This window comes from Saccharothrix longispora (assembly GCF_031455225.1).
Lineage (GTDB): Bacteria > Actinomycetota > Actinomycetes > Mycobacteriales > Pseudonocardiaceae > Actinosynnema > Actinosynnema longispora.
Genome location: NZ_JAVDSG010000001.1, coordinates 728,807 through 751,078, shown reverse-complemented (window position 1 = coordinate 751,078; position 22,272 = coordinate 728,807). Strand labels below are relative to the sequence as shown.

The 22,272-nt window shown below is 74.7% G+C and carries 20 protein-coding genes; 10 read left to right on the top strand and 10 right to left on the bottom strand.

Annotated features, from left to right (window positions below; translation table 11 throughout):
* The first annotated feature begins 241 nt into the window (after positions 1–241).
* Positions 242–1,009, top strand: a complete 768-nt coding sequence (locus tag J2S66_RS37055) for a transglycosylase SLT domain-containing protein (RefSeq protein ID WP_371320639.1) — start codon at positions 242–244, stop codon at positions 1,007–1,009.
* Between the two features lie 42 nt (positions 1,010–1,051).
* On the opposite strand, the gene J2S66_RS03285 is transcribed toward J2S66_RS37055, so the two are convergent.
* The gene (locus J2S66_RS03285; RefSeq protein WP_310303621.1) at positions 1,052–2,464 is read right to left on the bottom strand and encodes a BNR repeat-containing protein; all 1,413 of its coding nucleotides are present in this window, start codon (positions 2,462–2,464) and stop codon (positions 1,052–1,054) included.
* Positions 2,461–3,936: a glycoside hydrolase gene (locus J2S66_RS03280; RefSeq protein WP_310303619.1), complete on the bottom strand. Its 1,476-nt coding sequence runs from the start codon at positions 3,934–3,936 to the stop codon at positions 2,461–2,463. The genes J2S66_RS03285 and J2S66_RS03280 overlap by 4 nt, the downstream gene beginning before the upstream one ends.
* Before the next feature lie 117 nt (positions 3,937–4,053).
* On the opposite strand from J2S66_RS03280, the gene J2S66_RS03275 reads away from it, so the two are divergent.
* The 3 genes from J2S66_RS03275 to J2S66_RS03265 all read left to right on the top strand — a co-directional run bounded on the left by J2S66_RS03275 (position 4,054) and on the right by J2S66_RS03265 (position 7,721).
* Entirely contained in the window at positions 4,054–5,133 is a 1,080-nt protein-coding gene (locus J2S66_RS03275; protein ID WP_310303616.1) for a substrate-binding domain-containing protein, read from the top strand.
* An 84-nt stretch (positions 5,134–5,217) separates the two neighbouring features.
* Positions 5,218–5,688: a (2Fe-2S)-binding protein gene (locus J2S66_RS03270; protein WP_306745195.1), complete on the top strand. Its 471-nt coding sequence runs from the start codon at positions 5,218–5,220 to the stop codon at positions 5,686–5,688.
* Positions 5,685–7,721: a xanthine dehydrogenase family protein molybdopterin-binding subunit gene (locus J2S66_RS03265; RefSeq protein WP_310303612.1), complete on the top strand. Its 2,037-nt coding sequence runs from the start codon at positions 5,685–5,687 to the stop codon at positions 7,719–7,721. The genes J2S66_RS03270 and J2S66_RS03265 overlap by 4 nt, the downstream gene beginning before the upstream one ends.
* Positions 7,722–7,755: 34 nt before the next feature.
* On the opposite strand, the gene J2S66_RS03260 is transcribed toward J2S66_RS03265, so the two are convergent.
* Positions 7,756–8,265, bottom strand: a complete 510-nt coding sequence (locus J2S66_RS03260) for an SMI1/KNR4 family protein (protein WP_310303609.1) — start codon at positions 8,263–8,265, stop codon at positions 7,756–7,758.
* A 46-nt stretch (positions 8,266–8,311) separates the two neighbouring features.
* Here J2S66_RS03260 and J2S66_RS03255 point away from each other — a divergent pair, with 46 nt between their 5' ends.
* Positions 8,312–9,226, top strand: a complete 915-nt coding sequence (locus J2S66_RS03255) for an ankyrin repeat domain-containing protein (RefSeq protein WP_310303606.1) — start codon at positions 8,312–8,314, stop codon at positions 9,224–9,226.
* On the opposite strand, the gene J2S66_RS03250 is transcribed toward J2S66_RS03255, so the two are convergent.
* The 4 genes from J2S66_RS03250 to J2S66_RS03235 are packed head-to-tail and all read right to left on the bottom strand — an operon-like array spanning position 9,214 to position 13,883.
* The gene (locus J2S66_RS03250; protein WP_310303604.1) at positions 9,214–10,458 is read right to left on the bottom strand and encodes an NAD(P)/FAD-dependent oxidoreductase; all 1,245 of its coding nucleotides are present in this window, start codon (positions 10,456–10,458) and stop codon (positions 9,214–9,216) included. The two genes, J2S66_RS03255 and J2S66_RS03250, sit on opposite strands and share 13 nt — an antisense overlap.
* Positions 10,459–10,502: 44 nt before the next feature.
* Entirely contained in the window at positions 10,503–12,107 is a 1,605-nt protein-coding gene (locus J2S66_RS03245; RefSeq protein WP_310303600.1) for a RecQ family ATP-dependent DNA helicase, read from the bottom strand.
* Positions 12,100–13,452, bottom strand: a complete 1,353-nt coding sequence (locus J2S66_RS03240; RefSeq protein ID WP_310303597.1) for a M20/M25/M40 family metallo-hydrolase — start codon at positions 13,450–13,452, stop codon at positions 12,100–12,102. Before J2S66_RS03240 ends, J2S66_RS03245 begins: the two co-directional genes overlap by 8 nt.
* Positions 13,449–13,883, bottom strand: coding sequence for a DUF2243 domain-containing protein (locus J2S66_RS03235; RefSeq protein WP_310303595.1), 435 nt, complete (start codon positions 13,881–13,883; stop codon positions 13,449–13,451). Before J2S66_RS03235 ends, J2S66_RS03240 begins: the two co-directional genes overlap by 4 nt.
* Positions 13,884–13,998: 115 nt before the next feature.
* On the opposite strand from J2S66_RS03235, the gene J2S66_RS03230 reads away from it, so the two are divergent.
* Together J2S66_RS03230 and J2S66_RS03225 are read left to right on the top strand one after the other, a co-directional pair.
* Positions 13,999–14,832, top strand: coding sequence for an alpha/beta fold hydrolase (locus tag J2S66_RS03230; protein WP_310303593.1), 834 nt, complete (start codon positions 13,999–14,001; stop codon positions 14,830–14,832).
* Positions 14,833–14,933: 101 nt separating this feature from the next.
* Complete coding sequence (locus tag J2S66_RS03225; RefSeq protein ID WP_310303590.1) at positions 14,934–15,686, top strand: SDR family NAD(P)-dependent oxidoreductase; 753 nt, start codon at positions 14,934–14,936, stop codon at positions 15,684–15,686.
* A gap of 68 nt (positions 15,687–15,754) precedes the next feature.
* Here J2S66_RS03225 and J2S66_RS03220 read toward each other — a convergent pair whose 3' ends face one another.
* The gene (locus J2S66_RS03220; RefSeq protein WP_310303588.1) at positions 15,755–16,357 is read right to left on the bottom strand and encodes a hypothetical protein; all 603 of its coding nucleotides are present in this window, start codon (positions 16,355–16,357) and stop codon (positions 15,755–15,757) included.
* 58 nt (positions 16,358–16,415) lie between these two features.
* The gene (locus J2S66_RS03215; RefSeq protein ID WP_310303586.1) at positions 16,416–17,963 is read right to left on the bottom strand and encodes a flavin-containing monooxygenase; all 1,548 of its coding nucleotides are present in this window, start codon (positions 17,961–17,963) and stop codon (positions 16,416–16,418) included.
* 69 nt (positions 17,964–18,032) lie between these two features.
* Between J2S66_RS03215 and J2S66_RS03210 the strand changes: the two genes are divergently transcribed.
* Both J2S66_RS03210 and J2S66_RS03205 read left to right on the top strand, forming a co-directional pair.
* Positions 18,033–19,031 (top strand): AraC family transcriptional regulator, encoded by a 999-nt coding sequence (locus J2S66_RS03210; RefSeq protein WP_310303583.1) that lies wholly within the window; start codon positions 18,033–18,035, stop codon positions 19,029–19,031.
* Between the two features lie 96 nt (positions 19,032–19,127).
* A complete protein-coding gene (locus tag J2S66_RS03205) occupies positions 19,128–20,000 on the top strand; it encodes an SDR family NAD(P)-dependent oxidoreductase (protein ID WP_310303581.1) in 873 nt (290 codons plus the stop codon).
* A gap of 18 nt (positions 20,001–20,018) precedes the next feature.
* On the opposite strand, the gene J2S66_RS03200 is transcribed toward J2S66_RS03205, so the two are convergent.
* Positions 20,019–20,405 carry a hypothetical protein gene (locus J2S66_RS03200; protein ID WP_310303579.1) on the bottom strand — a complete coding sequence of 129 codons (387 nt, stop codon included), beginning with the start codon at positions 20,403–20,405 and terminating at the stop codon, positions 20,019–20,021.
* 205 nt (positions 20,406–20,610) lie between these two features.
* Here J2S66_RS03200 and J2S66_RS03195 point away from each other — a divergent pair, with 205 nt between their 5' ends.
* A complete protein-coding gene (locus tag J2S66_RS03195; RefSeq protein ID WP_310303576.1) occupies positions 20,611–22,272 on the top strand; it encodes a peroxidase family protein in 1,662 nt (553 codons plus the stop codon).

The window sequence follows — 22,272 nt, the reverse complement described above, 5'->3', positions numbered from 1 at the left end:
CGGAAAAACGTGACCCCCGTCACGCGAGCCGGTCTCATCCTTGCCCCGGCAAATCACGAGCGGTTACGTTTCCGGCCGCAGATCACGGTTCCATCACCGAACGGACACGGCGCGAATCCCCCGACGCGCACGTGACCACCTGGTTCCCCCGCCGGGTCCGGTGCGGAATTCCCCGACGCAGGAGGCTGCACCGTTGGCTCGGCACGCTCGACATAAGAACAACAGCAGTGGGCAGACCGCGATGTTCCAGGTCCCCCCGCCGCCGCCCGGCTACCAGGGCGCGCACCGGGCCGAGGCGGAACGGGTCCTCCCGAAGCGCCTCGCCGGCGTCGCCGTGGCCGTGGGCGTCCTCTCCGGAGCGGGAGCCGCGGCCCACGCGGTGACCACCGGCACGTTCAACCCCGTCGCGGGCGGTGCGGACCTGGGCGGCGTGCCCGAGCAGAAGCAGCTGACGTACACCGGCAAGGCCGCCACCGTGCACTCGATCGACCTGGGTTCGGAGACCGCGCGGATCATCCGCCAGGACTACCTGACCGCGTTGAACACGTTCAACCAGGCCAGCGGCGTCGCGCAGGACGGCTGGACCGCCCGGCAGGCCGCCGAGGAGCAGGCCCGCAAGGACGCCATCGAGGCCGCCAAGCCCCCGAAGCAGCGCCAGGTCGAGGGCTGGATCAAGGAGGCCATCGGCATCCTGGCCGCCAACGGCACCCGGATCGACGAGAGCAGCGTCGACGAGATCTACACGATCATCATCAAGGAGTCCGGCGGCAACCCGAACGCCGTCAACACCTGGGACTCCAACGCCGTGCGCGGCACGCCGTCCAAGGGCCTGATGCAGTGCATCGACCCCACGTTCCAGAGCTACAAGCTCGCGGGCTACGACGACATCTACGCCCCGGTGGACAACATCATCGCGGGCGTCCGCTACACCTACGCGCGCTACGGCGGCTTCCACAACCACCCGGGCCTGGTCTCCATCGCCTCGGGCAACGGCTACCTGGGCTACTGAGGGCGCGCCACACCGGCCCGGCCACCCCGGGGCGCACCGCGCTCACCCCAGCCGGAAGTCCGCGACGCGGATCGCCGACGGGGTCGTGCCGCTGGAGCGCTGCTGGTACTGGACCGACAGCACGCCGTCCGCGGCGAGCCGGGAGACGTCCACGTTCACCTCGCCGAAGGCATTCATCGACGGGCGGTCGAACACCAGGGCCCAGTCGGTCCAGCCGCTCGCCCTGCTCGCCGACACGACCCGGCCGCGCGGCATCACCAGGTAGGCGTTGTCCGCCCGGTCGAACACGAGCTTGGTGCGCTGCGTGCTGCCCGGCGGCACCGGGACCTCGCGCTTCGTCCACGCGCCGGTCGGACCGCGGGTGACGTGGAAGGTGCGGCCGTAGCGGGTGCGCTGGGCGCTGTAGTCCGACACGCACTGGGTGAACCGGCCGGGCACGTAGCTGATCACCACGTGCGGCGCGCCGGTCGAGTCGGCCGCCTGGCCCTCCTGGTTCATCAGGCCGTGGTTCGGGTCGAGCGGGTCGACCACCAGGCCCGGCGAGGCGACCGACACGCGGGTGCCGCCGGTGGTGCCGACGACGGTCCCGGCCGCGTTGCGCCACGTCCGGCCGCGGTCGTCGCTGTGGACGTAGCCCGTGTCGTGGTTGGTGAGGCCACCGGGGTGGCACAGCACGCCCGCGTTGCCCTCGCGCCAGGTGAACGCCGCGTGCAACCGGCCGCGCCGGTCGTAGGTCAGACCGTGCAGGTAGGCGTTGCGGGTCCTGGACACCACGCCGTTGGTGCCGGTGTAGTCGCCGGTGGCCGAGGTCCACGCGCCGAGCGCGCGCCACGTGCCGCCGGTGTACTCGGCCAGCTCGTTGACGCCGTTGCCCGACCGGCCCGTGCGGTAGCTGAACTGGAGCGCGCCCTCGGGGGTGACGACGAACTGCGGGTACGTCATGTCGCCCAGCTCCACGCCGCCCAGGGTGCGCTGCACCGCGCCGAAGACCGACGGCGACCAGCGGTGCGCGGCCGGCTGCGAGACCAGGCCGGCCACCGAGCGGGTGTAGAACAGCCGCGAGTCGTGGGTGTCCATCGCGACGTGCAGCGTGCCGTCCGCGGGCGAGACGCCCAGCGAGATCACGTTGTGCGAGTCGTCGGTGCCGAGCCGGTGCGGCAGCACCGCCTTCTCCCACGCCCCGTCGAGGGGCCGCCGCGCGATCACGGCGTCGCGGGTGGACGTGTACCAGGCGGCGTACTGGTAGCCGGCGTGCGTGACCAGCGCGTCCTGGAACGCGTTGTTGTTGACCAGACCGTCGTAGGACACGAAGTAGAGCGCCGAGGCGTCCAGCAGGGTGTCGGACAGCAGGGTGACGCCGGGCGCCGCGTGCGCCGCCGGCGGGTGGGCGAAGGAGGCGGTCAGCGCCAGCGCCGCCGCCAGGGCCGCCCCGCGCGTCGCCCCCGGGCGCGTCACGCCACCACTCCGTCGACCTCGACGGTCTGCACGGCGCCGGCGGCGAACGCCAGCCGCACCTGCTTGTCCCGCACGGCGACGTCCTGGCGGCGGGTGTACCGGTCGCCTGCGCCGGAGGTGAGCGTGGACCAGCGGGTGGCGGTGCCGTTCGGCACGGTGGCGAACCGGCCCAGGTCGAACGTCAGGGTCTGCGCCGCCCCGGTGTTCGCCGCGACCAGCACGAGCCGCCGGGCGGCCTGGTCGTACGCCGCCGCGGCCAGGTCGCTGCCCGTCTCCAGCACGCGCATCCCCGGCCGGATGTGCCGGGTGAACTGGGCCAGCACGTAGAGCTTGGTCTCCACCGCGCCCGCGCGCAGGGTGCTCCCGTCGTACTTGACGGCGCCCCACCCGGCGGTCGGGTCCATCACCTGCCAGTAGCACCACGCGGTCGGCTTGAGCCAGCGGAAGTCGAGCAGCAGGCAGCGGGCCGTCTGGAGGCCGGTGCCGTCGCCGTCGCCGTGCTCGGAGTTCCACAGCACCTTGCCCGACGCGCGCACGTCGTTGGCCAGCAGGTCGCGGCGACCGCCCGTGCCCTGGTAGCCGTGCACGTTCACCTGCCGCACCAACGCCTTCGTGGCGGCGTCGAAGCCGTTCCACGTCGTGCGGGCGAGGTCGTAGCTCGTCTCGTCGGACGCGGAGACCCACGTCCCGGCCAGGCCCTGCCGGTCCAGCTCGGTGCGCAGGTGGGCCAGCACGCTGCGCTGGGTGGCCGCGCCGATGTGGCAGCCCTCCTGGGTGCCGTTGGCGTGCCAGTAGGCGGAGGACGGCTCGTTGAACGGGTCGACGCTGCGGAAATCGACGCCCCACTGGTCGCGGGCGCGGCGGGCGGTGACGGCGAGGTGGTGGGCGTGCTGGCGGTGGTTCCACGGCTGGAGGTTGTCGTCGGCGGCGTTCGCCGCGCCGGACGGGTTGTGGTTGAGGCACATCCACCACATCGGCGAGTTCGCGAACAGCTCGCTCACGGCACCCCGCTGGGTGGCCTTGACGAGCGCGGCGCGCTGCTTGGCGTCGGCGTTCCAGTTCCACGCCGAGGAGTTCGGGTCCTCGTTGTTCCAGTCCTGCCAGAAGCCCTCGATCTGCTTGAACCGCGGGATGTTCGGCGAGGCGACCATGCGCGCGGAGCCGACGGCGTTCCAGCTCGACGCGCCCAGGTTGTAGCGGGCGATGGTCATGCCCAGGCCGGGTAGCGCCGCGCCGTCGTAGGTCACGGACTTCGTGGTGAAGAACAGGTCGGCGAAGTCGTCCCGGTCGCCGAAGGCGTTGGCCCACCAGGCGAGGGAGGTGCCCCAGCCCTCCCAGGTGCCCTGGCCGGTCGTGGTGACGCCGACGGTGGCGTCGGCGCGGGCCGTGCCGGTGAGCGCCGTGCCGGTGAGCGCGGCCCCGGCGGCGGTGGCCCCCGCCGCGGTGAGCAGCGCCCTGCGAGTGACAACCACTGCGACCTCCTCGTCGCCCGTCCCCCTGCTGGAGAGGTGTGGACTTACCCCAGCGCGTGGCACACTCGAAGGTCAACGAAACGAACAGGAACGATCAGAGTCGATCGGAACCGACAGATGCGGTTGGCGGCGCAGCGGCGTGAACTGATCCTGGCGGCGGTGCGCGAGCACGGCGTGGTCCGGCTCGCGGACCTGGTCGACCGACTGGGCGTGACGGCGGTGACGGTGCGCCGGGACGTGACCGCGCTGGCCGACCGGGGCCTGGTGGCCCGCGTGCACGGCGGCATCACGGTGCCGCGCCACGGCGAGCAGCCGCGACCGGCGCCCGTCGCGCACGTCCTGGTCGGCATGGTCGCGCCGTCGGCGGAGTACTACTGGCCGGCCGTCATCCAGGGCGCGCAGGCCGCCGTGGCCGCCGCCGGGGGCAGGCTGGCGCTGCGCGCGTCGCGCTACGACGCGGCGGAGGACCGGCGACAGGTGGCGGCGCTGCTCGACCGGGGCGTGCAGGCGCTGCTGGTGGCGCCGAGCACCGGCGGTCAGGCCGGGCTCGACCTGATGCGCAGGCTGGGCGGGCTGAACGTGCCGGTGGTGCTGATCGAGCGCGTGCCGCCGCCCGAGCTGCCCACCATCGGCCTGGACGCGGCCGTCACCGACCACGCGCTCGGCGCGGGCCTGGCCGTGCGGCACCTGGCGGCGTTGGGGCACCGGGCGGTCGGCCTGGTGGTGTCGCGGCCGAGCCCGCACCACGACGCGATCCGCGCCGGCTGGCGGTCGGCGGTCGCCTCGCTGGACCTGTCCCCCGACGTGCCGGCGCTCGACGTGCCGACGTACGGGTCGGCGCAGTGGGCGGCGGTGTGCGACGACGTGCTGGACCGGTGCGCGCGCTCGGGCGTGCGGGCGCTGCTGGTGCACGCCGACCGCGAGGCGATCGGGCTGGTCGACCGGGCCCGCGACCGGGGCCTGGACGTGCCGGGTGAGCTGGCCGTGGTGTCCTACGACGACGAGGTGGCCGCCGCGTCCGACCCGCCGCTGACCGCCGTCCGGCCGCGCAAGCACCGGTTGGGCGCGCTGGCGGCGCAACTGGCGCTCGCCCGGGTGGCCGACCCGCTGGACCGGCCGGTGCACCGGGTGTCGCTGTGGCCGAGCCTGGTGGTGCGGGAGTCGTGCGGCGCGGGTTCGCGGCGAACCCCGCAATAGTTTCGTTCAGCAAGCTGAACATGTCGTTGTGCTCGTGCGCCGGTGCCGCCACGATGGGGTGGACGACGACTGCGAGGGGGCACCGTGGGCCGGTACCGGTTGCACGTCAACGGCGAGCGGCGCGAGGTGGACGTCCCGGGCGACACGCCGTTGTTGTGGGCGTTACGGGAGCAACTGGGCGTGCTGGGGCCGAAGTACGGGTGCGGTGTCGGCGCGTGCGGGGCGTGCACGTCCCTGGTCGACGGCGAGGCGGCGCGGCCGTGCGTGACGCCGGTTTCCGAGGTGCGGGGCCGGCGGGTCACCACGATCGAGGGCCTGTCCGAGGACGGCGACCACCCGGTGCAGCGGGCGTGGCTGGAACTGGACGTGGCGCAGTGCGGGTACTGCCAGCCGGGGCAGATCATGTCGACCGTGGCGCTGCTGTCGCGTGATCCCGACCCGGACGACGCGGCGATCGACGAGGCGTTGCGGGACAACGTGTGCCGGTGCGGGACGTACTCGCGGGTGCGGGCGGCCGTGAAGCGGGCGGCGGAGCTGAAGCGGGGTGCGCGGTGATCGACCGCAGGGCGTTCCTGGGCGGTGTGCTGGTGGTGTCGGCGCCGGTGGTGCTGCCCGGTCTGACGGCGGGTCCGGCGGCGGCGGGTCCGGCGGAGGGTCCGGCGGAGTTGGCGCCGAACGTCTTCGCGCGGCTGGACAGCGGGGGCCGGATCACCGCCACCGTGCCGAAACCGGACTCCGGGCAGGGCGTGCGCACGCTGGTCGCGCTGCTGGTCGCCGAGGAGCTGGCCGTCGGCCCCGACGACGTCCGGGTCGAGCAGGCCCCGGGCGACACGGCCCGCTACGGCTCGCAGTCCGTCGGCAACTCGTTCTCCGCCCGCTCGCTGCACCAACCGATGCGCACCGCCGCCGCGACCGCCCGGTGCCTGCTGGTGGCGGCCGCCGCGGCGCGGTGGGGCGTGCCGGTCGGGGAGTGCTCGGCGCGCGACGGCGCGGTGCACCACGGACGTCGACGGCTGCGGTACGCGGAGCTCGTGCGGGACGCGGCGGCGCTCGACCCGGCCACCGTACCGGTCGCGCTGACACCGCAGGCCGAGTGGCGCCTGCTGGGCAGGACCCGCGCCGGGCGCGTGGACGCCCGGGACGTCGTCACCGGCAAGGCCCGCTACGGCATCGACACCCGGCCGCGCGGCGCGCTGGTCGCCGTCGTGCTGCGACCGCCGTGGATCGGCGCGCTGGTCGACACCGTGGACGACACCGCCGCCCGCGCCCTGCCCGGCGTGGTCGCGGTGACCGCGCTCGACCCCGCGACCTCCGGCCAGGGCGGCGTGGCGGTCGTCGCGCGGACGACGCCGGAGGCGCTCAAGGGCCGCGACGCGCTGCGCGTGACGTGGCGCGGCGGCACGCCGACCGCCGACAGCCGGGTCTGGCTCGACGCACTGGAGGCCGCGCTGCCGCCGGTGCCCGCCGCCCCCGGCCCCGTGGCGTTCGAGGCGACCTACCGGCTGCCGCTGCTCGCCCACGCGCCCATGGAACCGATGAACGCCACCGCGCACGTGACCGCAACGGGTATCGACGTGTGGGCGCCCACCCAGGACCCCGGCGGCCTGCGCACCCAGCTGGCACGCCAGTTCGGCCTGGACGCGGCGGCCGTGCGGGTCGGGACGGCGCTGACCGGCGGCGCGTTCGGCCGGCGCATCGAGCCGGACCCCGTGCTGGAGGCCATCGCCTGCTCACGGGTCGCGGGCGCGCCGGTGAGCGTGCTGTGGACCCGCGAGGACGACCTGCGGCACGACTCGTACCGGCCCATGTCGGTGCACCGGCTGGCCGCCGCGGTCGACGCCGGGGGCGTGCCGACGTGGCGCTCCCACGGCGTGTCCACCTGGGGCCTGACCGTGCTGCCGTTCTTCACCCCGGACGTCATCAAGCGCAGCGGCGACCAGTTCCCGTACGCCGTGCCGGGGCAGGTGGACGTGGTCGCGGGACCCGCGCCGCTGCGCACCGGGTTCTGGCGGTCCGTCTACGCCGGGCACTTCCAGTACGCGGAAGAGGTGTTCCTCGACGCCCTCGGGCGGCGGGCCGGCCTCGACCCGGTGGAGCTGCGCCGCCGCCTGCTGCCCGCAGACTCGCGGTTGCGGCGGGCGCTGGACGCGGCGGTGGCGCGGGCGGGCCCGGTGCCGGCGGGCCTGACCCGCGGGGTGGCGTGCCACGACGACTACGGCTCGGTGATCGCGGTGGTCGCGGACGCCGAGGGCGACCGGGTGCGCCGGGTGACGGCCGCGGTCGACGTCGGGCCGGTGCTGCACCCGTCCGGTGTGCGGGCGCAGGTCGAGGGCGGCGTGGTGGACGCCGTGTCCACGGTGTTCGGCGCGCAGGTCACCGTGCGGGACGGCCGGGTCGTGCAGACCTCGTTCCGGGACTACGCGTGGGCGCGCATCGACCGCGCGCCCGACGTGGACGTGGTGCTCGTGCCGTCGGACGCGCCGGTCGGCGGCCTGGGCGAACTGGCGTTCCCGCCCGCCGCGGCGGCCGTGGCCATCGCGTCCGGCCGGGAGGTGACCGGGATGCCGGTGACCGCGCCGGTCGGCTGATCCGGGCTTCCGCGGAACCGGGCGGACACCCGGCTCAGTGGCGGCAGGAGGCGAGGAACTCCTCCGCGAAGTCGGGGAACTCCGCGCGCGCGGCCGCGAGCACGTCCGCGGCCGTGCGCTCGCGGCCCGGCGCGAACTCCTCGGCCACGGCGCGCAGCTCCGCGTTCGGCTCGGACCCGGTGGCGCCGAACTCGACGGCCTCCATCGGTCCCACGCCGTCGGCCATCAGCCACAGGAAGTCGCCCAGGTCGCGGGCCACCACACCCACCGCACCCTCGGAACCGAAGAACACCACGGGCTGCCCGTCGAGCGGCGCACCCGGGCGGGTCAGCCACAGCGCCGCGAGACCACCCGTGCCGTCCTGCGCGAACACCCGGTACGGCGCGCCGTCCAGCTCGTCGTTCCCCGTCCAGGAACGGAGCCAGTCGGTCGTCTCCCCGGCGGGGGTGAACTCCGGGTAGGGCTCGTAGTCGTACTCCTCGGGGTCGAGGTCGAGGCCCGCGAGGGCGTGCAGCGCGGGCGGGAAGTCGCGATCACCGGACATGGGCGGCACGCTACCGTGGCGGTCCGACACCGAGGGGGGACGAGCGGTGGGCTGGACCGACGCGACGTGGCACGTGTGGAACGACCTCGGCAAGGTGCTGCCGCAACTGGAGGCGGGCGCCGACCCGAACGCGGGACCGGGGCACCGGCCGCTGCACATGGCCGCCCGGCGGGGTTCGCCCGAGGTGGTCGCCGAACTGGCGTCCCGGGTGGACGACGTGGACGCCCCGCACGAGGGCCGCACCGCGCTGTGGCTCGCGGTGTACGAGGGCCACGCCGACAACGCCCGCGCGCTGTTGGCGGCGGGTGCCGACCCGTGGCGGCCGATGATGGCCGGGTGGTCCCCCGGCCGGCTCGGGCTGGCCGGGCCGCTCGCCCCGCTGTTCGCGGACGGCCCGCACCGGCTGTCGCCCGGGGAAGCCGCCCTGGCGACCGAGGCCGTGCGCCTCAAGGCCGCCCTCGACGACCCGGGGCGCTTCGACGACGGCACCGGGCTGGCTGCCGTGGCGGGCATCGACGCGGCCGAGGTGGCCCGGCGGCTGGACGCGACCCCGTACGAGGGCGACGACCCGGCCGGGACGTGGCCGGGTGACGTCGTCGGCGTCACGGACGTGCCCGGCGGGGCCGTGCTCACCCAGCCCTGGGGCTACGCGCCGCAGACGCCGGGCGTGACGAAGGCGCTGTCCACCGGGACGGTCTGCTACGGCGTGTACGCCAACCCCAAGAGCGGCGACCAGGGCAGCATCGCGCGCGACGGCGGGATCGTGGGCTGGGACCTGCACCCCGGCGGCGAGCCGTCCGAGACGGACCCGGCCGACCAGGTGCTGCTGTCCTACCTGTACCGGTACGACGCGATGGCCTACGCGTGCGGCTACGCGGGCGTCCGGCCGACCGACGCGCGGCCCGTCACCGGCCCGCCGGACGTGTGGCTGCGCCTGCCCGCCAAGGACTACTGGACCTGATCCCCCCGGACCTGATCCCCTCGGACCTGGCGGACCCCCAGGTCCGCCAGCACGGCGCGGGCCGCACGGCGACCGGACACCAGCGCGCCCTGGATGGACGGGGTGTCGCGGTGGTCGCCGCACACGTACCGGCGGGGCGCCAGGCGGACCGCCCCGCGCAGCGGGTGGGGTGCGTTCGCGACGGGCAGCGCGTGCGGGACGTCGTACCGCGCGAGCGTCTCCCACCCCGTGACGGGCGTGCCGTAGAGCACGCCCAGGTGCGACCGGACCTCCGCCTCGGTCGCCTCGTCGAGGACGGACGCCTGCACGAGCGGCGCGTCCGGCGAGTAGGCGCGCGAGACCTCGGACAGCACGGCGGTGTTCACGACCGGGCCGCCGCCGTCGCCGTCCACCACCAGCGTGGGGTCGCGCAGCGGCGGGGCGGGCGGCCGGAAGTACCACGTGGTGACGCCGTGCCACGCCGGCGCGCCCAGGCCGGGCCACAGCCGGTCGGCGGCGGAGCCGTCGGTGGCGATCACGACGTGGTCGGCCGCGACCCGTTCGCCGCCGGCCAGCTCCACGCCGTCCGACCGCACCGCGACCACCCGCGCGCCGAGCCGCACGTCGAGCCCGCGCGCCAGCAGCCGGGGCAGCTCGGCCATGCCGAGCGCGGGCAACGCCGCCCCGCCGCGCGCGAAGCTGCGCCACACCAGGTGGAAGAACCGCGAGGACGTGGTCAGCTCGCGTTCGAGGAACACCCCCGCCAGGAACGGCCGCAGCACGGTGTCCACGGCGTCGTCGGACAGCCACCGGCCCAGCTCCTCGCGCGTGGTCCGGTCGGGCGCGGACGTGATGGCGCGGACCGGGCCGACCAGGTCCCGCAACGAGATCCCGGCCAGCGCGACGAGGTCGCGGACGCCGAGCACGCGCTGCCCCAGCGCGCCGCGGATCGCGTGCAGCCCGTCGCGCGGGTCGGCCAGCAGGTCGCGCCGGCCGCCGCGGTGGACGAACGCGCCGGGCCGGAAGTGCCGCAGGTCCAACGCGTCCAGGTCGACGTCGGCCAGTTCCGGGTAGGCGGGCAGCAGGATCTGGAAGCCGCGGTCGAACCGCACGCCGTCCACCACGTCGGTGCGCACCCGGCCGCCGACCTCGTCGCCCGCGTCGAGCACCACCGACGCGACGCCGGCGCGGGCCAGCACCCGGGCCGCGTTCAGCCCAGCCAACCCCGCCCCGACGACCACCACTCCGCCCACGCCCCGACGCTAGTGCGGCACGCGGACCCCCGCACGACGGGTGGTCACCCCGGGTGCCTGCCCAGGAGGTCCGCCGCGTGCACCGCCTCCAGCGACAGCGTCTTGTACCCGACCTCGCCGAACAGCACGGTGATCCGGTCGGCCTCGCTGTGCACCACGGTGCCCTCGCCCCACTCGGCGTGGTGCACCCGCGACTGGGCCGGGTACTCGGGGTTGAGGGACACGCCGGTGCCGGCGTCGCCGCTCCAGCACGTGTCGCAGTTGCCGCACGCCCGCTCCAGCACCTCGCCGAAGTACCCGAGCAGGTGCTGCCGCCGGCACGCCCTGGTCTCGGCGTACGCCCGCAGCAGCTCGATGCGGGACTTGTCGAGCCGCTGGAGCCGCTCCGCCTCCTCCGCCGCCAGGTCGGCCGCGCGCGCCGGGTCCTCGACGAGCCGGAACCGGCCCTTCGCCACCTCGACCGCGCCGGTGCCCTCCAGCAGGTTCACCCAGGAGGCGATCCGCCGGCGCGACGTCCCCGACTCCCGGGCCAGCTCGGTGACGCGCAGACCGGGGTGCTCCCCGATGAACGCGGCCAGCCCGGCGACGCCGTCGCGGTCGACGTGCCGGGACTGGAGGAAGCGCTGGAGCCCGAGGTCCTGCGGCCGGTAGAACAGCACGGCCCGCGCCGGGTCCCCGTCCCGGCCGGCCCGGCCGATCTCCTGGTAGTAGGCGTCCAGCGAGCCGGGCGCGGAGGCGTGCGCGACGAACCGCACGTCGGGTTTGTCGATGCCCATGCCGAACGCCGAGGTCGCCGCCACCACGTCGACCCGGCCGTTCATGAACGCGTCCTGCACGCGGTCGCGGTCGGCCGCCTTCATGCCCGCGTGGAACGGCTCCGCGCCGACGCCCTTGGCGCGCAGCTCCTCCGCGTAGCGCGTGGCGTCCTTGCGGGTCGCGACGTACACCAGACCCGGTCCCGTTTCCCGGACGACCCAGTCGCGCACGGCGCGCCGCTTCTCGTCGTCGCCCTGGTGCATCCGCACGTCCAGCGACAGGTTCGGCCGGTCGAAGCCGAGCGTCACCACGACCGGGTCGCGCATGCCCAGGTTCTCCACGACGTCCTCGCGCACGGCGGGGCCGGCGGTGGCGGTGAGGGCGAGCACGGGTGGCCGGCCGAGGCGTTCGGCGGCGGAGGCCAGGCGCAGGTAGTCGGGCCGGAAGTCGTGGCCCCACGCGGACACGCAGTGCGCCTCGTCCACGACGAACAGCGCGGGCCGCCCGATCCGCTCCAGCACGTCGTTCTTCGCCAGCTGCTCGGGTGAGACGAACAGGTAGCGCGCCGCGCCGGAGGACACGGCGTCCCACGCGGCATCGTTGTCCACTTCGGACTGCCCGGAGTTGACCAGCACGGCGGGCGGCGCGCCGCTGTCCCGCAGCGCCGCGACCTGGTCGCGCTGCAACGCGATCAGCGGCGACACCACGACCACCAGCCCGTCGAGCAGCACGCCGGGCACCTGGTAGACCGCGGACTTCCCGGCGCCGGTGGGCAGCACGACCACGACGTCGCGCCCGGCCATCACGTGCGTCATCGCGTCCAGCTGCTCGTCGCGCAACGACCAGCCGAACACCTCGGCCGCGGTCTCCCGCAACCGCGCGCGTTCACCCATCGGCCAGTCCTCCCCAGAAGTGCGCCAGCGCGGCGGCGCCGGCGAGCAGCACGTCGACCCGGGCGCGCTCGTCGGCGGCGTGCCAGTGGTCCTCGGGCAGCCCGGTGCCGAAGAACACCAGGGGCGCGTCCAGCCGCTCGGCGATCTGGTTCGCGGGTCCGCCGCCCGCGTTGCCCATGATCCCGACGGGCCGGCCGAACGCCTCGCCGACGGCGTCCACGAGCACGCGCAGGGCGGGCAGGTCGTCGGGGGTGCGGTACGCCTCCTGCGCGGTGTCCGCGCTCAGCGTCACCTCGTGCTCGTACGGCTCGGCCACGGTGTCCGCGAGCCACCGCTCCAGCAGCGCGCCGATCTCACCGGTGGTCTGGTCGTCGACCGTGCGGATGCTCATGTCCGCGCTCGCGACGCTCGGGATGGTGGCGCGCGGCGGCCCGTCCACGTCGCCGGCGCGCAGCGTCAGCACCTCCAGGGTCGGCCGCGTCCACAGGGCCTCCGGCGCGCTGTAACCGGGTTCGCCGGTGATGGCGCGGGTCCCGGTGCGCTCCACCCAGTCGTCCTCGTCGAACGGCAGGTCGGCGTAGGCGGCCCTGGTCGCGTCGGACGGTTCGCGCACCCGGTCGTAGAAGCCGGGCAGCGCCACCCGGCCCTTGTCGTCGTGCAGGAGCGCGAGCACCCGGCACAGCTCGTGCACGGGGTTGGGCGAGGTGCCGGAGACCGCGCCGCTGTGCACGTCGCGCGCCGGGCCGCGGATCTCCAGGTGCGCCAACGTCGTCCCGAGCACGCTGGTGCACACGGCCGGGTGATCGGCGTGCAGCAGCAGGGTGTCGGTGAACACGACGAGGTCGGCGGCCAGGCGCGGGTCCTCCAGCAGGTCGGACAGGTGCGCGGAGCCGACCTCCTCCTCGCCCTCCACGAGGACGACGAGGTTCACCGCGGGCGCCTCCCGGTCGCGCAGGTGGGCCCGCAGGCCCCACAGGTGGCTCAGCACCTGGCCCTTCGCGTCGGACGCGCCCCGGGCGTGCACGGCGCCGTCGCGCACGACGGGCTCGAACGGCGACGTCTCCCAGGGCGCGTCGCCGGGCGGGCGCACGTCGTGGTGGCTGTAGACCAGCACGGTCGGCGCTCCGGGCGCGGCGCACCAGCGGGCGAACACCGCGTCCGCCGGCCACAGCTCGACCTCGGGGAAGCCGACCGACCGCAGTGCGTCGGCCAGCCACCGGGCGGAGCGGCGCACGTCGTCGGCGTGCTCGGGCGCCCCCGCGACGGAGGGGATGCGGCACCACTCGACCAGCTCGTCCACGAACCGGTCGCGGTGGTCCCCCAGGAAGTCGCGGACCCCGCTCATCGCCGGGCCCCGCTCGCCGGGCGGACCTTGCCGATCGCCGTGCCGGCCGCGACCAGCGCCGCTCCCAGCACGAGGAAGCCCAGGTCGTAGGCCGTCTCGTGCGGTCCGTGGCGGACGTGGTGCACGCCGAGCACGAGGTGGTCGATGACGCCCTCGACGATGTTGAACACGCCCCACCCGGCCAGCACGCCGCCCCACAGCACGCGGGCGGGCCGCGGTCCGGAGCGGTTGAGCAGCACCACGCCGGTCAGCACGAGCAGCAGGCACAGCAGGTGGAACAGGCCGTCGCCGATCATGTTGACGTGCAGGTCGTCCGGGTACCAGCCGGACAGCATGTGGTGCCAGCCCAGCAGCTGGTGCACCACGATCCCGTCGATGAAGCCACCGATGCCCAGTCCCAGCACGAGCGACGCCCGGTCCACCCTCGTCATGGGGCCGGGTTAGCCAACCCCGACCGGGTCAAACACGGCCGGGTGGAACGCGGGCCGGGTCCACCCGGGCCGCCACGGCACCGGGTGGCCGGCGTGCGTCCGACAAGATCGGGATGTGAGCACCACGTACGTCTTCGTCCCCGGCTCCAACAGCAACTCGTTCTCCTACGCGCCGCTGCTGCGCGAACTCGCCCTGCTGGGCCGGCGGGCGCTCGCCGTGGACCTGCCGGGGCACGGGTACGCGGCCACCGTGCCGCTCGCCTACCACGCGCGGGACGCGGCGGCGCTGGCCACCGCGCCGACGGGCCTCGCCGGAGCCTCCCACGAGGACGCCGTGGCGCACGTGGTCGACGTGGTGCGGCGGGCCGCCGAGCACGGGCCGGTGGTGCCGGCCGGCCACAGCCGGGGCGGGTTCACCGTGACGTCGGTCGCGAACCGCGTGCCGGAGCTGCTGTCGCGGGTCGTGTACGTGTCGGCCTGGTGCTGCGTGGACCTCTCCCCGGCCGGCTACACGGCGCAGCCCGAGTACGCGTCGAGCGCGCTGCACGACACGGCGGGTGTGCTGGCGGCCGACCCGGTGGCGCTGGGCGCGCTGCGGATGAACTGGCGCACGACGGACCCGGCGCTGCTGGCCGCGCTCACGACCGCGCTGGACGCCGGCGGCACGGAGTCGGAGGTGCTGATCAGCCTCGGCCTGCTCGAACCGGACGAGGGCCTCGACGTGGGCGCCGACCGGGTCGAGGCGGCGACCTGGGGCCGGGTGCCGCACATGTACGTGCGCCTGGCGCGCGACCGCTCGCTGCCGCCGGAGTTGCAGGACCGGTTCATCCGGGAGGCCGACGCGCTCACCCCGGACAACCCGTTCGACGTGCGCACTCTCGACAGCAGCCACGTGGGCTTCCTGGTCCGCCCGGAGGAGGCCGCGCGGTTGTTCGCCGCCTTGGACTAGTTCCGGAGGAGCGGGCGGCGCCCCCGGTTCCGGGTCTTCGGACGAGACCGGCGCCCCGGGTGGACCGGCGGCTTGGGAGCGCTCCCAGGTAGGCTCCCCGCATGGTGAGCGTGCTGGTGACGGGGTCGTCGGACGGTATCGGTCGGGAGACGGCGGCGACGCTCGTGGACCGCGGGCACCGCGTGGTGCTGCACGCGCGGAACGACGAGCGGGCCGAGCGTGCGCTGGCCGCCGTCCCCGGCGCCGACGGCGTCCTGGTCGGCGACCTCGCGTCGCTGGCCTCGACCCGCGACCTGGCGACGGCCGCCGGGTCCTTCGACGTGGTGGTCCACAACGCGGGACTCGGCGGCGGACTGCCGTCCAGGGTCGTCACCGGGGACGGCCTCGAACTGCTGTTCCAGGTCAACGTACTGGCGCCGTACCTGCTGACGGCCCTGATGCCCCGGCCGGGGCGGCTGGTGTACCTGACCTCGGGCCTGGAGGCCCAGGGCGTCGCCGACCTGGCGGACCTCCAGCACGAGCGCGGGCCGTGGGACGGCATGCAGGCGTACTCGGACTCGAAGCTGCTCGACGTGGTGCTCGCGTTCGCCGTCGCCCGGCACTGGCCGGACGTGCCGAGCAACGCGGTCGACCCCGGCTGGGTCAAGACCAAGCTGGGCGGCCCGGGCGCCACCGACGAACTGCCCTCGGGCGCGGAGACCCAGGTGTGGCTGGCGACCACCGACGAGCCGGTGACCGGCCGCTACTTCAAGTGGCGCGAGGATCTGCGCGCCAACCCGGCCGCCTACGACGAGGCGGTCCAGGACGGCCTGCTCGCGGCGTGCGCGGAGCTGACCGGCGTCACCCTGGGCTGACGGGCGTCCGCTCCGCGGCCGCGGGCACCACCGGGTGGACCACCCGGAGCACGGATGCACGCCGTGCGCTAGCGGTTCGCCGGCGTGTACTCCAGGCGTCCGCCCACGGGCAGCAGGTACCCGTTCCGGCGCTGCCCGGGCACGACCCCGCCGAGTTCGGCCGCGGTGGTGTGGTCGACCTCGAAGCCGACCAGGCCGATCCGGAAGTCGACCTGGCGGAACACCTCGTCCGCCACCCCGACCAACCACGTGTCCAGCGGAGCGCGCCAGGCCAGTGACCGCGGTTCGCCGTCCGGGCCGAACGGGAAACCGCCGATGCGCCGGTCCACGCGGGCCAGCGCACCGAGCGGGAGGTACAGCGTCAACCAGTCCTCGGTGTCCTCGAAGCAGGTGGAGAAGCAGCCGCACACGACCGGACCTCCCAGCGGCGGTCGTGCGACGCCGTGCAGGTGGCCGAACTCCTCCAGGGAGGCCGTGGTGAGGGGCGCCGCGGGCTGGTCGGCCGGTTCCCGGTCCCTGCCTCCGCAGCAGCCGGTGACGGCGGCCGCCCGCCACAGCGCGGTCAGCGCGCGTTGGCGACGCCCGTCGTCGGGGTCGCCGATCTCCAACGACAGCTCGTAGAAGCCGCCGGTCCAGTTCTCGGGGTCGGTGAACAGCGCGGGATCGTGCACCCCGGCAGTGTCCCGAACGGCGTGGCGCCCGTCGCGCGCTTTCCGCCCGGACACCCGCTCACGCCCCGCCCGTCGGCTCCTCCGGCACGGTCGTCGCGGCGGCGAGCGGTCCGCCCCGGCCCCCGCGAAGCGGGTCGGCGCGGTCGACCGGCGTGCCGACCAGGTCGCGACCGAGGTCGCCGCGCAGCGTGGCCACGGCGTCGAGCACGTAGTTCTGCCGCACCCGCCAAGCCCCGACGTGCCCCTGGCGCGGGAACGCGTGGATCGCCCGCTGCACGTACCCGGACGCCAGGTCCAGCAGCGGCCGCCGCTCCAGCGCCCGCCCCGGCCGGGGGACCACGGCCGCGTACCCGTGCCGGTCCATGTGCCGCACCACGCGGCACACCAGGCGCGAGGTCAGGTCGGCGCGCAACGTCCAGGAGGCGTTCGTGTACCCGACGCAGACGGCGAAGTTCGGCAGGTTCGTGATCATCGCGCCGCGCCACAGGAACTGATCCGGCAGCGGCACCGCCCTCCCGTCCACCGACGGCTCGATGCCGCCGAACGCGAGCAGCCGCAGACCCGTCGCGGTCACCACGACGTCGGCTTCCAGCACCCGCCCGGACCTCAGGCGCACGCCCTCCGGCACGAAGGTGTCGACGTGGTCCGTGACCACCGACGCGCGCCCCGCCGTGACGGCCTGGAACAGGTCGCCGTCGGGGATCGCGCACAGCCGCTGGTCCCACGGGTCGTAGGTGGGCGTGAAGTGCTCGCGCACGACATCGGCGTCGCCGAGCACCTTCGTGGACAGGCCGGTGAGCAGCCTGCGCGCGGCCTTCGGGAAACGACGGCAGAACTGGTAGAACGCCAGGCCGAACGCGATGTTCTTGGCGCGCACGAGCCGGTGCGCCACACCGGCGGGCAGCAGTTCGCGCACCTTGTCGGCGATCCTGTCGCGGCCCGGCACGGGGCTGATCCAGGTGGGCGAGCGCTGGAGCATGGTGACGTGGCCGGCGGTCCCGGCCATCGACGGCACCAGCGTCACGGCGGTCGCGCCGCTGCCGATCACCACGACCCGCTTGCCCGCGTAGTCCAGGTCCTCGGGCCAGAACTGGGGGCGCACGACCCGGCCGGCGAAGTCCCCGATGCCGGGGAACACCGGGTCGTGGCCCTGGTCGTAGTCGTAGTAGCCCGCGCACGAGTAGAGGAACCCGCAGGTCAGCGCGCTCTCGGTGACCTCGCCGTCCGCCCCTCGCCGCCGCAGGGTCAGCGTCCACCGGTCGGTCTCGGTGGAGAAGTCCGCCGCCACGACCTTCGTGCCGTAGCGGACCAGGCGGTCGATGCCGTGCTCGGCGGCCGTCTCCCGGATGTAGCGCAGGATCGACGGGCCGTCGGCGATCGACTTCGCCTCGCGCCACGGCCGGAACGGGTAGCCGAGGGTGAACATGTCCGAGTCCGACCGGACGCCCGGGTAGCGGAACAGGTCCCACGTGCCGCCCACGGCGTCGCGCGCCTCGACGATCGCCACGGACTTGCCGGGGCACTCGGTGCGCAGCCGGTAGGCCGCGCCGACGCCGGACAGTCCGGCGCCCACGATCACGACGTCGAGGTGCTCGGGAGCGGTCATGGTCCCAGTGTGCTGGAGGCGCCCCGGTGCGACTTGACCCGCGACGACAACTGTTTGACCCTGGACGACATGTCGGTGATCCGTTCCGCGGGCCTGCGCGGCTTCCGGGCGACCGTGGCCGAACTGGGCGGCCGGGCCGAGGACTACGCCCGCGCGGCGGGGTTGCCGCCGGCCGCGCTGGACGTGGACGACCTGCTGGTCTCCGACCGCGTGATGGCCGCCGTGCTGGAGGTGGCGGCGGACGCGCTGGGGTGCCCGGACCTGGGTCTGCGGGTGGCCGCGCGACAGGACTTCGGCATGCTCGGCCCGCTCGCGCTGGCCATCCGGCACTCCCCCACCGTCGCCGACGCGCTGGAGTGCACCTCGCGCTACCTGTTCGTGCACGCGAGGTCGCTGAGCCTCTCCCTGGTGGACGACCCGTACGGCGCGCCGGACCTCGCGGCGCTGCGCTACGGCCTGCCGCCGGGCGTGCCGGTGTCCGTGCAGGCCACCGACCTGGGCCTCGGCTTCCTGCACCGCTCGATCCGGTACCTGCTGGGCGGCCGCTACCGGCTGCGCGGCGTCGAGCTGCCCTACGTGCCGGCCGCACCCCCGGCCGTGTACGAGGAGTTCTTCGGCGCACCCGTCCGCACCGGGCGCGACGCGCCCATGCTGCGGATGCCCCGGGCGCTGACCCGCGAACCCCTGGCGGGCGGCGACGAGCGGGTGTGGCGGCTGGCCCTGGCGTTCCTGGCCGAGCAGGCCCCCGGCGGCCCCGGCACGACGACCAGGGTGCGCGGCGTGCTGACCAGGACGCTGGGCACGGTGCCACCCGAGATCACCGCCGTGGCACGCCTGCTGGCCCTGCACCCGCGCACCCTGCAACGCCGCCTGGCCGCCGAGGGCACGACGTTCCACGAGGTGCTCGACGCGGTGCGCCGGGACGCCGCCAAGCGCTACCTGACCACGACCGACGTGCCCCTGGGCCAGGTGGCGGGCATGCTGGGCCTGTCGGAGCAGTCGGCCCTGAGCCGCTGCTGCCGCCGCTGGTTCGGCGCCACCCCGACCGCCGTCCGCCGGGGCGGGTGACCTGTCGCGCGCGGTCAAGATCCTGTCGCGCGCGGTCAAGTCGCGGGACCCGGCACGCGGCAGACTGGGCGTCCAGGACCCGATCGAGGAGGCCGCATGTCCCAGCTCCCCAGGTTCACGTTCCGCGGCGGCACGGCCGTCGTCACGGGCGCGGCCAGTGGCATGGGCGAGCAGGTGGCCTACGGCCTCGCCCGGCGCGGCTGCCACCTGGTGCTGCTCGACCGCGACGCCGAGCGGTTGAAGGCCGTGGCGTCCCGCATCACCGGCGTGGACGTCGACACCGTCGTGGTGGACCTGGCGGACGTCGCCGCCCTCGACGGCGTGGCCGCCCGGATCGTCGCCGACCACCCGTGGATCACGCTGCTGGTCAACAACGCGGGTGTGGCGCTCGGCGGGACGTTCGACCAGGTCAGCGCCGAGGAGTTCGACTGGGTGCTGGCCGTCAACCTGCGGGCGCCGGTCGCGCTGACCCGGCTCCTGCTGCCGACCCTGCTGGCCTCGCCGGGCAGCCACGTCGTCAACGTCTCCAGCCTGTTCGGCCTGATCGGCCCACCCGGCCAGACCGCGTACTCCACCAGCAAGTTCGGGCTGCGCGGGTTCAGCGAGTCGCTGCGCCACGAACTGGCCGACCGGGGTGTCGGCGTGACCTCCGTGCACCCCGGCGGCATCCGGACGCGGATCGCCGAGACGGCACGGGTCGCCGCCGCCGCGAGCGAGGCCGACGCCGAGGCGGGCAAGGCGGGGTTCGCCAAGCTCCTCACCTACCCGGCGGACAAGGCCGCCGAGCAGATCCTGGCGGGCGTGGAGAAGCGCAAGGGCCGGGTGCTGATCGCGTGGACGGCGGTCGTCCCCGACCTCCTCGCCCGACTGTTCCCGACCTCGTACATGGCGGTGATGAACCGCCTCAGCCCGTCCACGGCCCGCAACGCCCAGCGCCGCGCCCCGACCGGTTCCGCTCCCCGACCCTGAGCGGTCGGTCCGGAGCGGTCAGCCCCGAGCGGTGACCGTGAACAGGACGTACCCGTAGCCCAGCCCCCTGCGGCCGGGGTTGGCCGCGACCCACGCGTCCACGACGTCGGCCGGGAACTCGGTCCGCAGCACCGCCTCCAGCTCGGCGGCGTCGCGGCACCGCCACGAGGACATCACCGCCGTCCGCTCCGCGCCGCGCACCTGCCACCACGCGTCGGTCGTCTCGGCCGCCCCCCGCGCCGACGACCACGGCGACGCGCCGAGCAGCCCGGCGAACTCCCCCTCGCGCCAGTCGTTGTCGACCACCACGAGCCGACCGCCGGGCCGCAGCACCCGCAGCACCTCGCGCAGCCCGGCGGAGCAGCCGGGCGGGAAGAAGTACGCGAACCGAGCGTGCGCGACCACCGCGTGGGCCGATTCACAGGTCTTCTCGGGAACACGGCTGAGCTGGCGGTTGCCACATCACCTGGACTGGGCCGTCCGGGGGATTGCGGTAGGCCGCGTATCCGACGCCCGCGGGCTGGTACATGTGTAGTACGAGGCGGCCACAGGGGGTGCGCCCGCCTCGTCCCCGGCCAGGCCGGGGACATCTCATGATCCGGGGGGATCGATGAAAAAGCACGGCACCAACAGCTTCTTCGTCGTGGGCGAAGGAGTGCTGGAGTTCGATCGGGACGGCGCGGCGCGGACGCGTCAGCCGGACACCGTCGAGGAGCTGCGCCGGTTCCGGTTCTCGCGACTGGGGCCGGAGGGCGCCCGGCACGACGAGGACACCAGGGCCGCCCTGGCGCTGGCGATGACGGCGAGCACGCCGCAGGAGGACTCGGCGAACCCGCCGATCCCGGCGGGCTTCACCTACCTCGGCCAGTTCGTCGACCACGACCTGACCATGGACCGCAGCGGGTCGCAGCTCGGCGAGGACGTGAACCTCGGCGAGCTGGTGCAGGGCCGCTCACCGGCGCTGGACCTCGATTCGCTCTACGGCCGCGGTCCGAACGACCACACCGACCGGGTGTTCTACGCCGCGGACCGGGTGAAGCTCAAGGTGGGCACGACCTCGCCCGTCCCGGGGGGCGACCAGCAGCTCGGCCAGGCGATGGAGGGCTTCGACCTGCCGCGGCTGGGCCAGACCGGCCTGACCGAGGAGGACCGCAGGCGCCCGCTGATCCCGGACGAGCGCAACGACGAGAACCTGGCCGTCGCCCAGACCCACCTGGCGTTCATCAGGTTCCACAACCGGGTCGTGGACGAGGTGGCGCTGCGCGGCCTGACCGGGCGGCGGCTCTTCGAGGCGGCGCGGGAGCAGGTGGTGCGGCACTACCAGTGGATGCTGCGCCACGACTTCCTGCCGCGCGTCGTGGACCCGGCGATCGTGGACGACGTGTTCGCCAACGGCAGGCGCTTCTTCGAGGCGCCCCGACGGGGGCGGCCCCCGGTGGGCCTGCACCCGACGATGCCGCTGGAGTTCTCGGTGGCCGCGTACCGGTTGGGGCACAGCATGATCCGGTCCGAGTACGAGTGGAACCGGGTGTTCCGCACCGGGGGTGTCGCCCCGGGCCTGCTGTTCTTCCTGTTCGTGTTCAGCGGCACGTCCGGCAACTTCGACCCCGGTGCGGGGCTGCCGGAGCTGGACGACCCCGGCTTCGACAGCCGGTTCGACACGCTGCCCACCAACTGGATCGCCGACTTCCGGCGGCTGTACGACTTCACCGAAGCCGACCGGCCGGACCTCGCGCCGCCCGCCGGCGGCGGCAACGTGACCAAGCGGCTCGACTCGCTGCTGGTCGACCCGCTCAAGCAGTTGCCGGCGGGCACCTTCGGCGGGCGGGGCACGGTGGTCGCGGAGATCCAGCGCAACCTCGCCTTCCGCAACCTGACCCGGGCGGACATGGTCCGGCTCGCGAGCGGGCAGCAGATGGCCGGGTTCCTGGGCGTCGAACCGCTGACGGCCGAGCAGGTCCTGGTCGGCAACGGGGGCGCGAGCCTGGAGTCGCTGACCGACGCGCAGAAGGCCGCGGTGACCGCCGCGACCCCGCTGTGGTTCTACACCCTGCGCGAGGCCGAGTTCAACGGCGGTCGGCTCGGGGCGGTCGGCGGCCGGATCGTGGCCGAGGTGTTCCACCGGGCGATGGAGGGCAGCCGGACCTCGATCGTGCGCGAGCCGTCGTGGCGGCCCGTGCTCGGCCCGGACCGGCGGACGTTCCGGATGGTCGACCTGCTGCTGTTCGCCTTCGAGGGCAAGGCGGACCTGCTCAACCCGTTGGGCGACTGA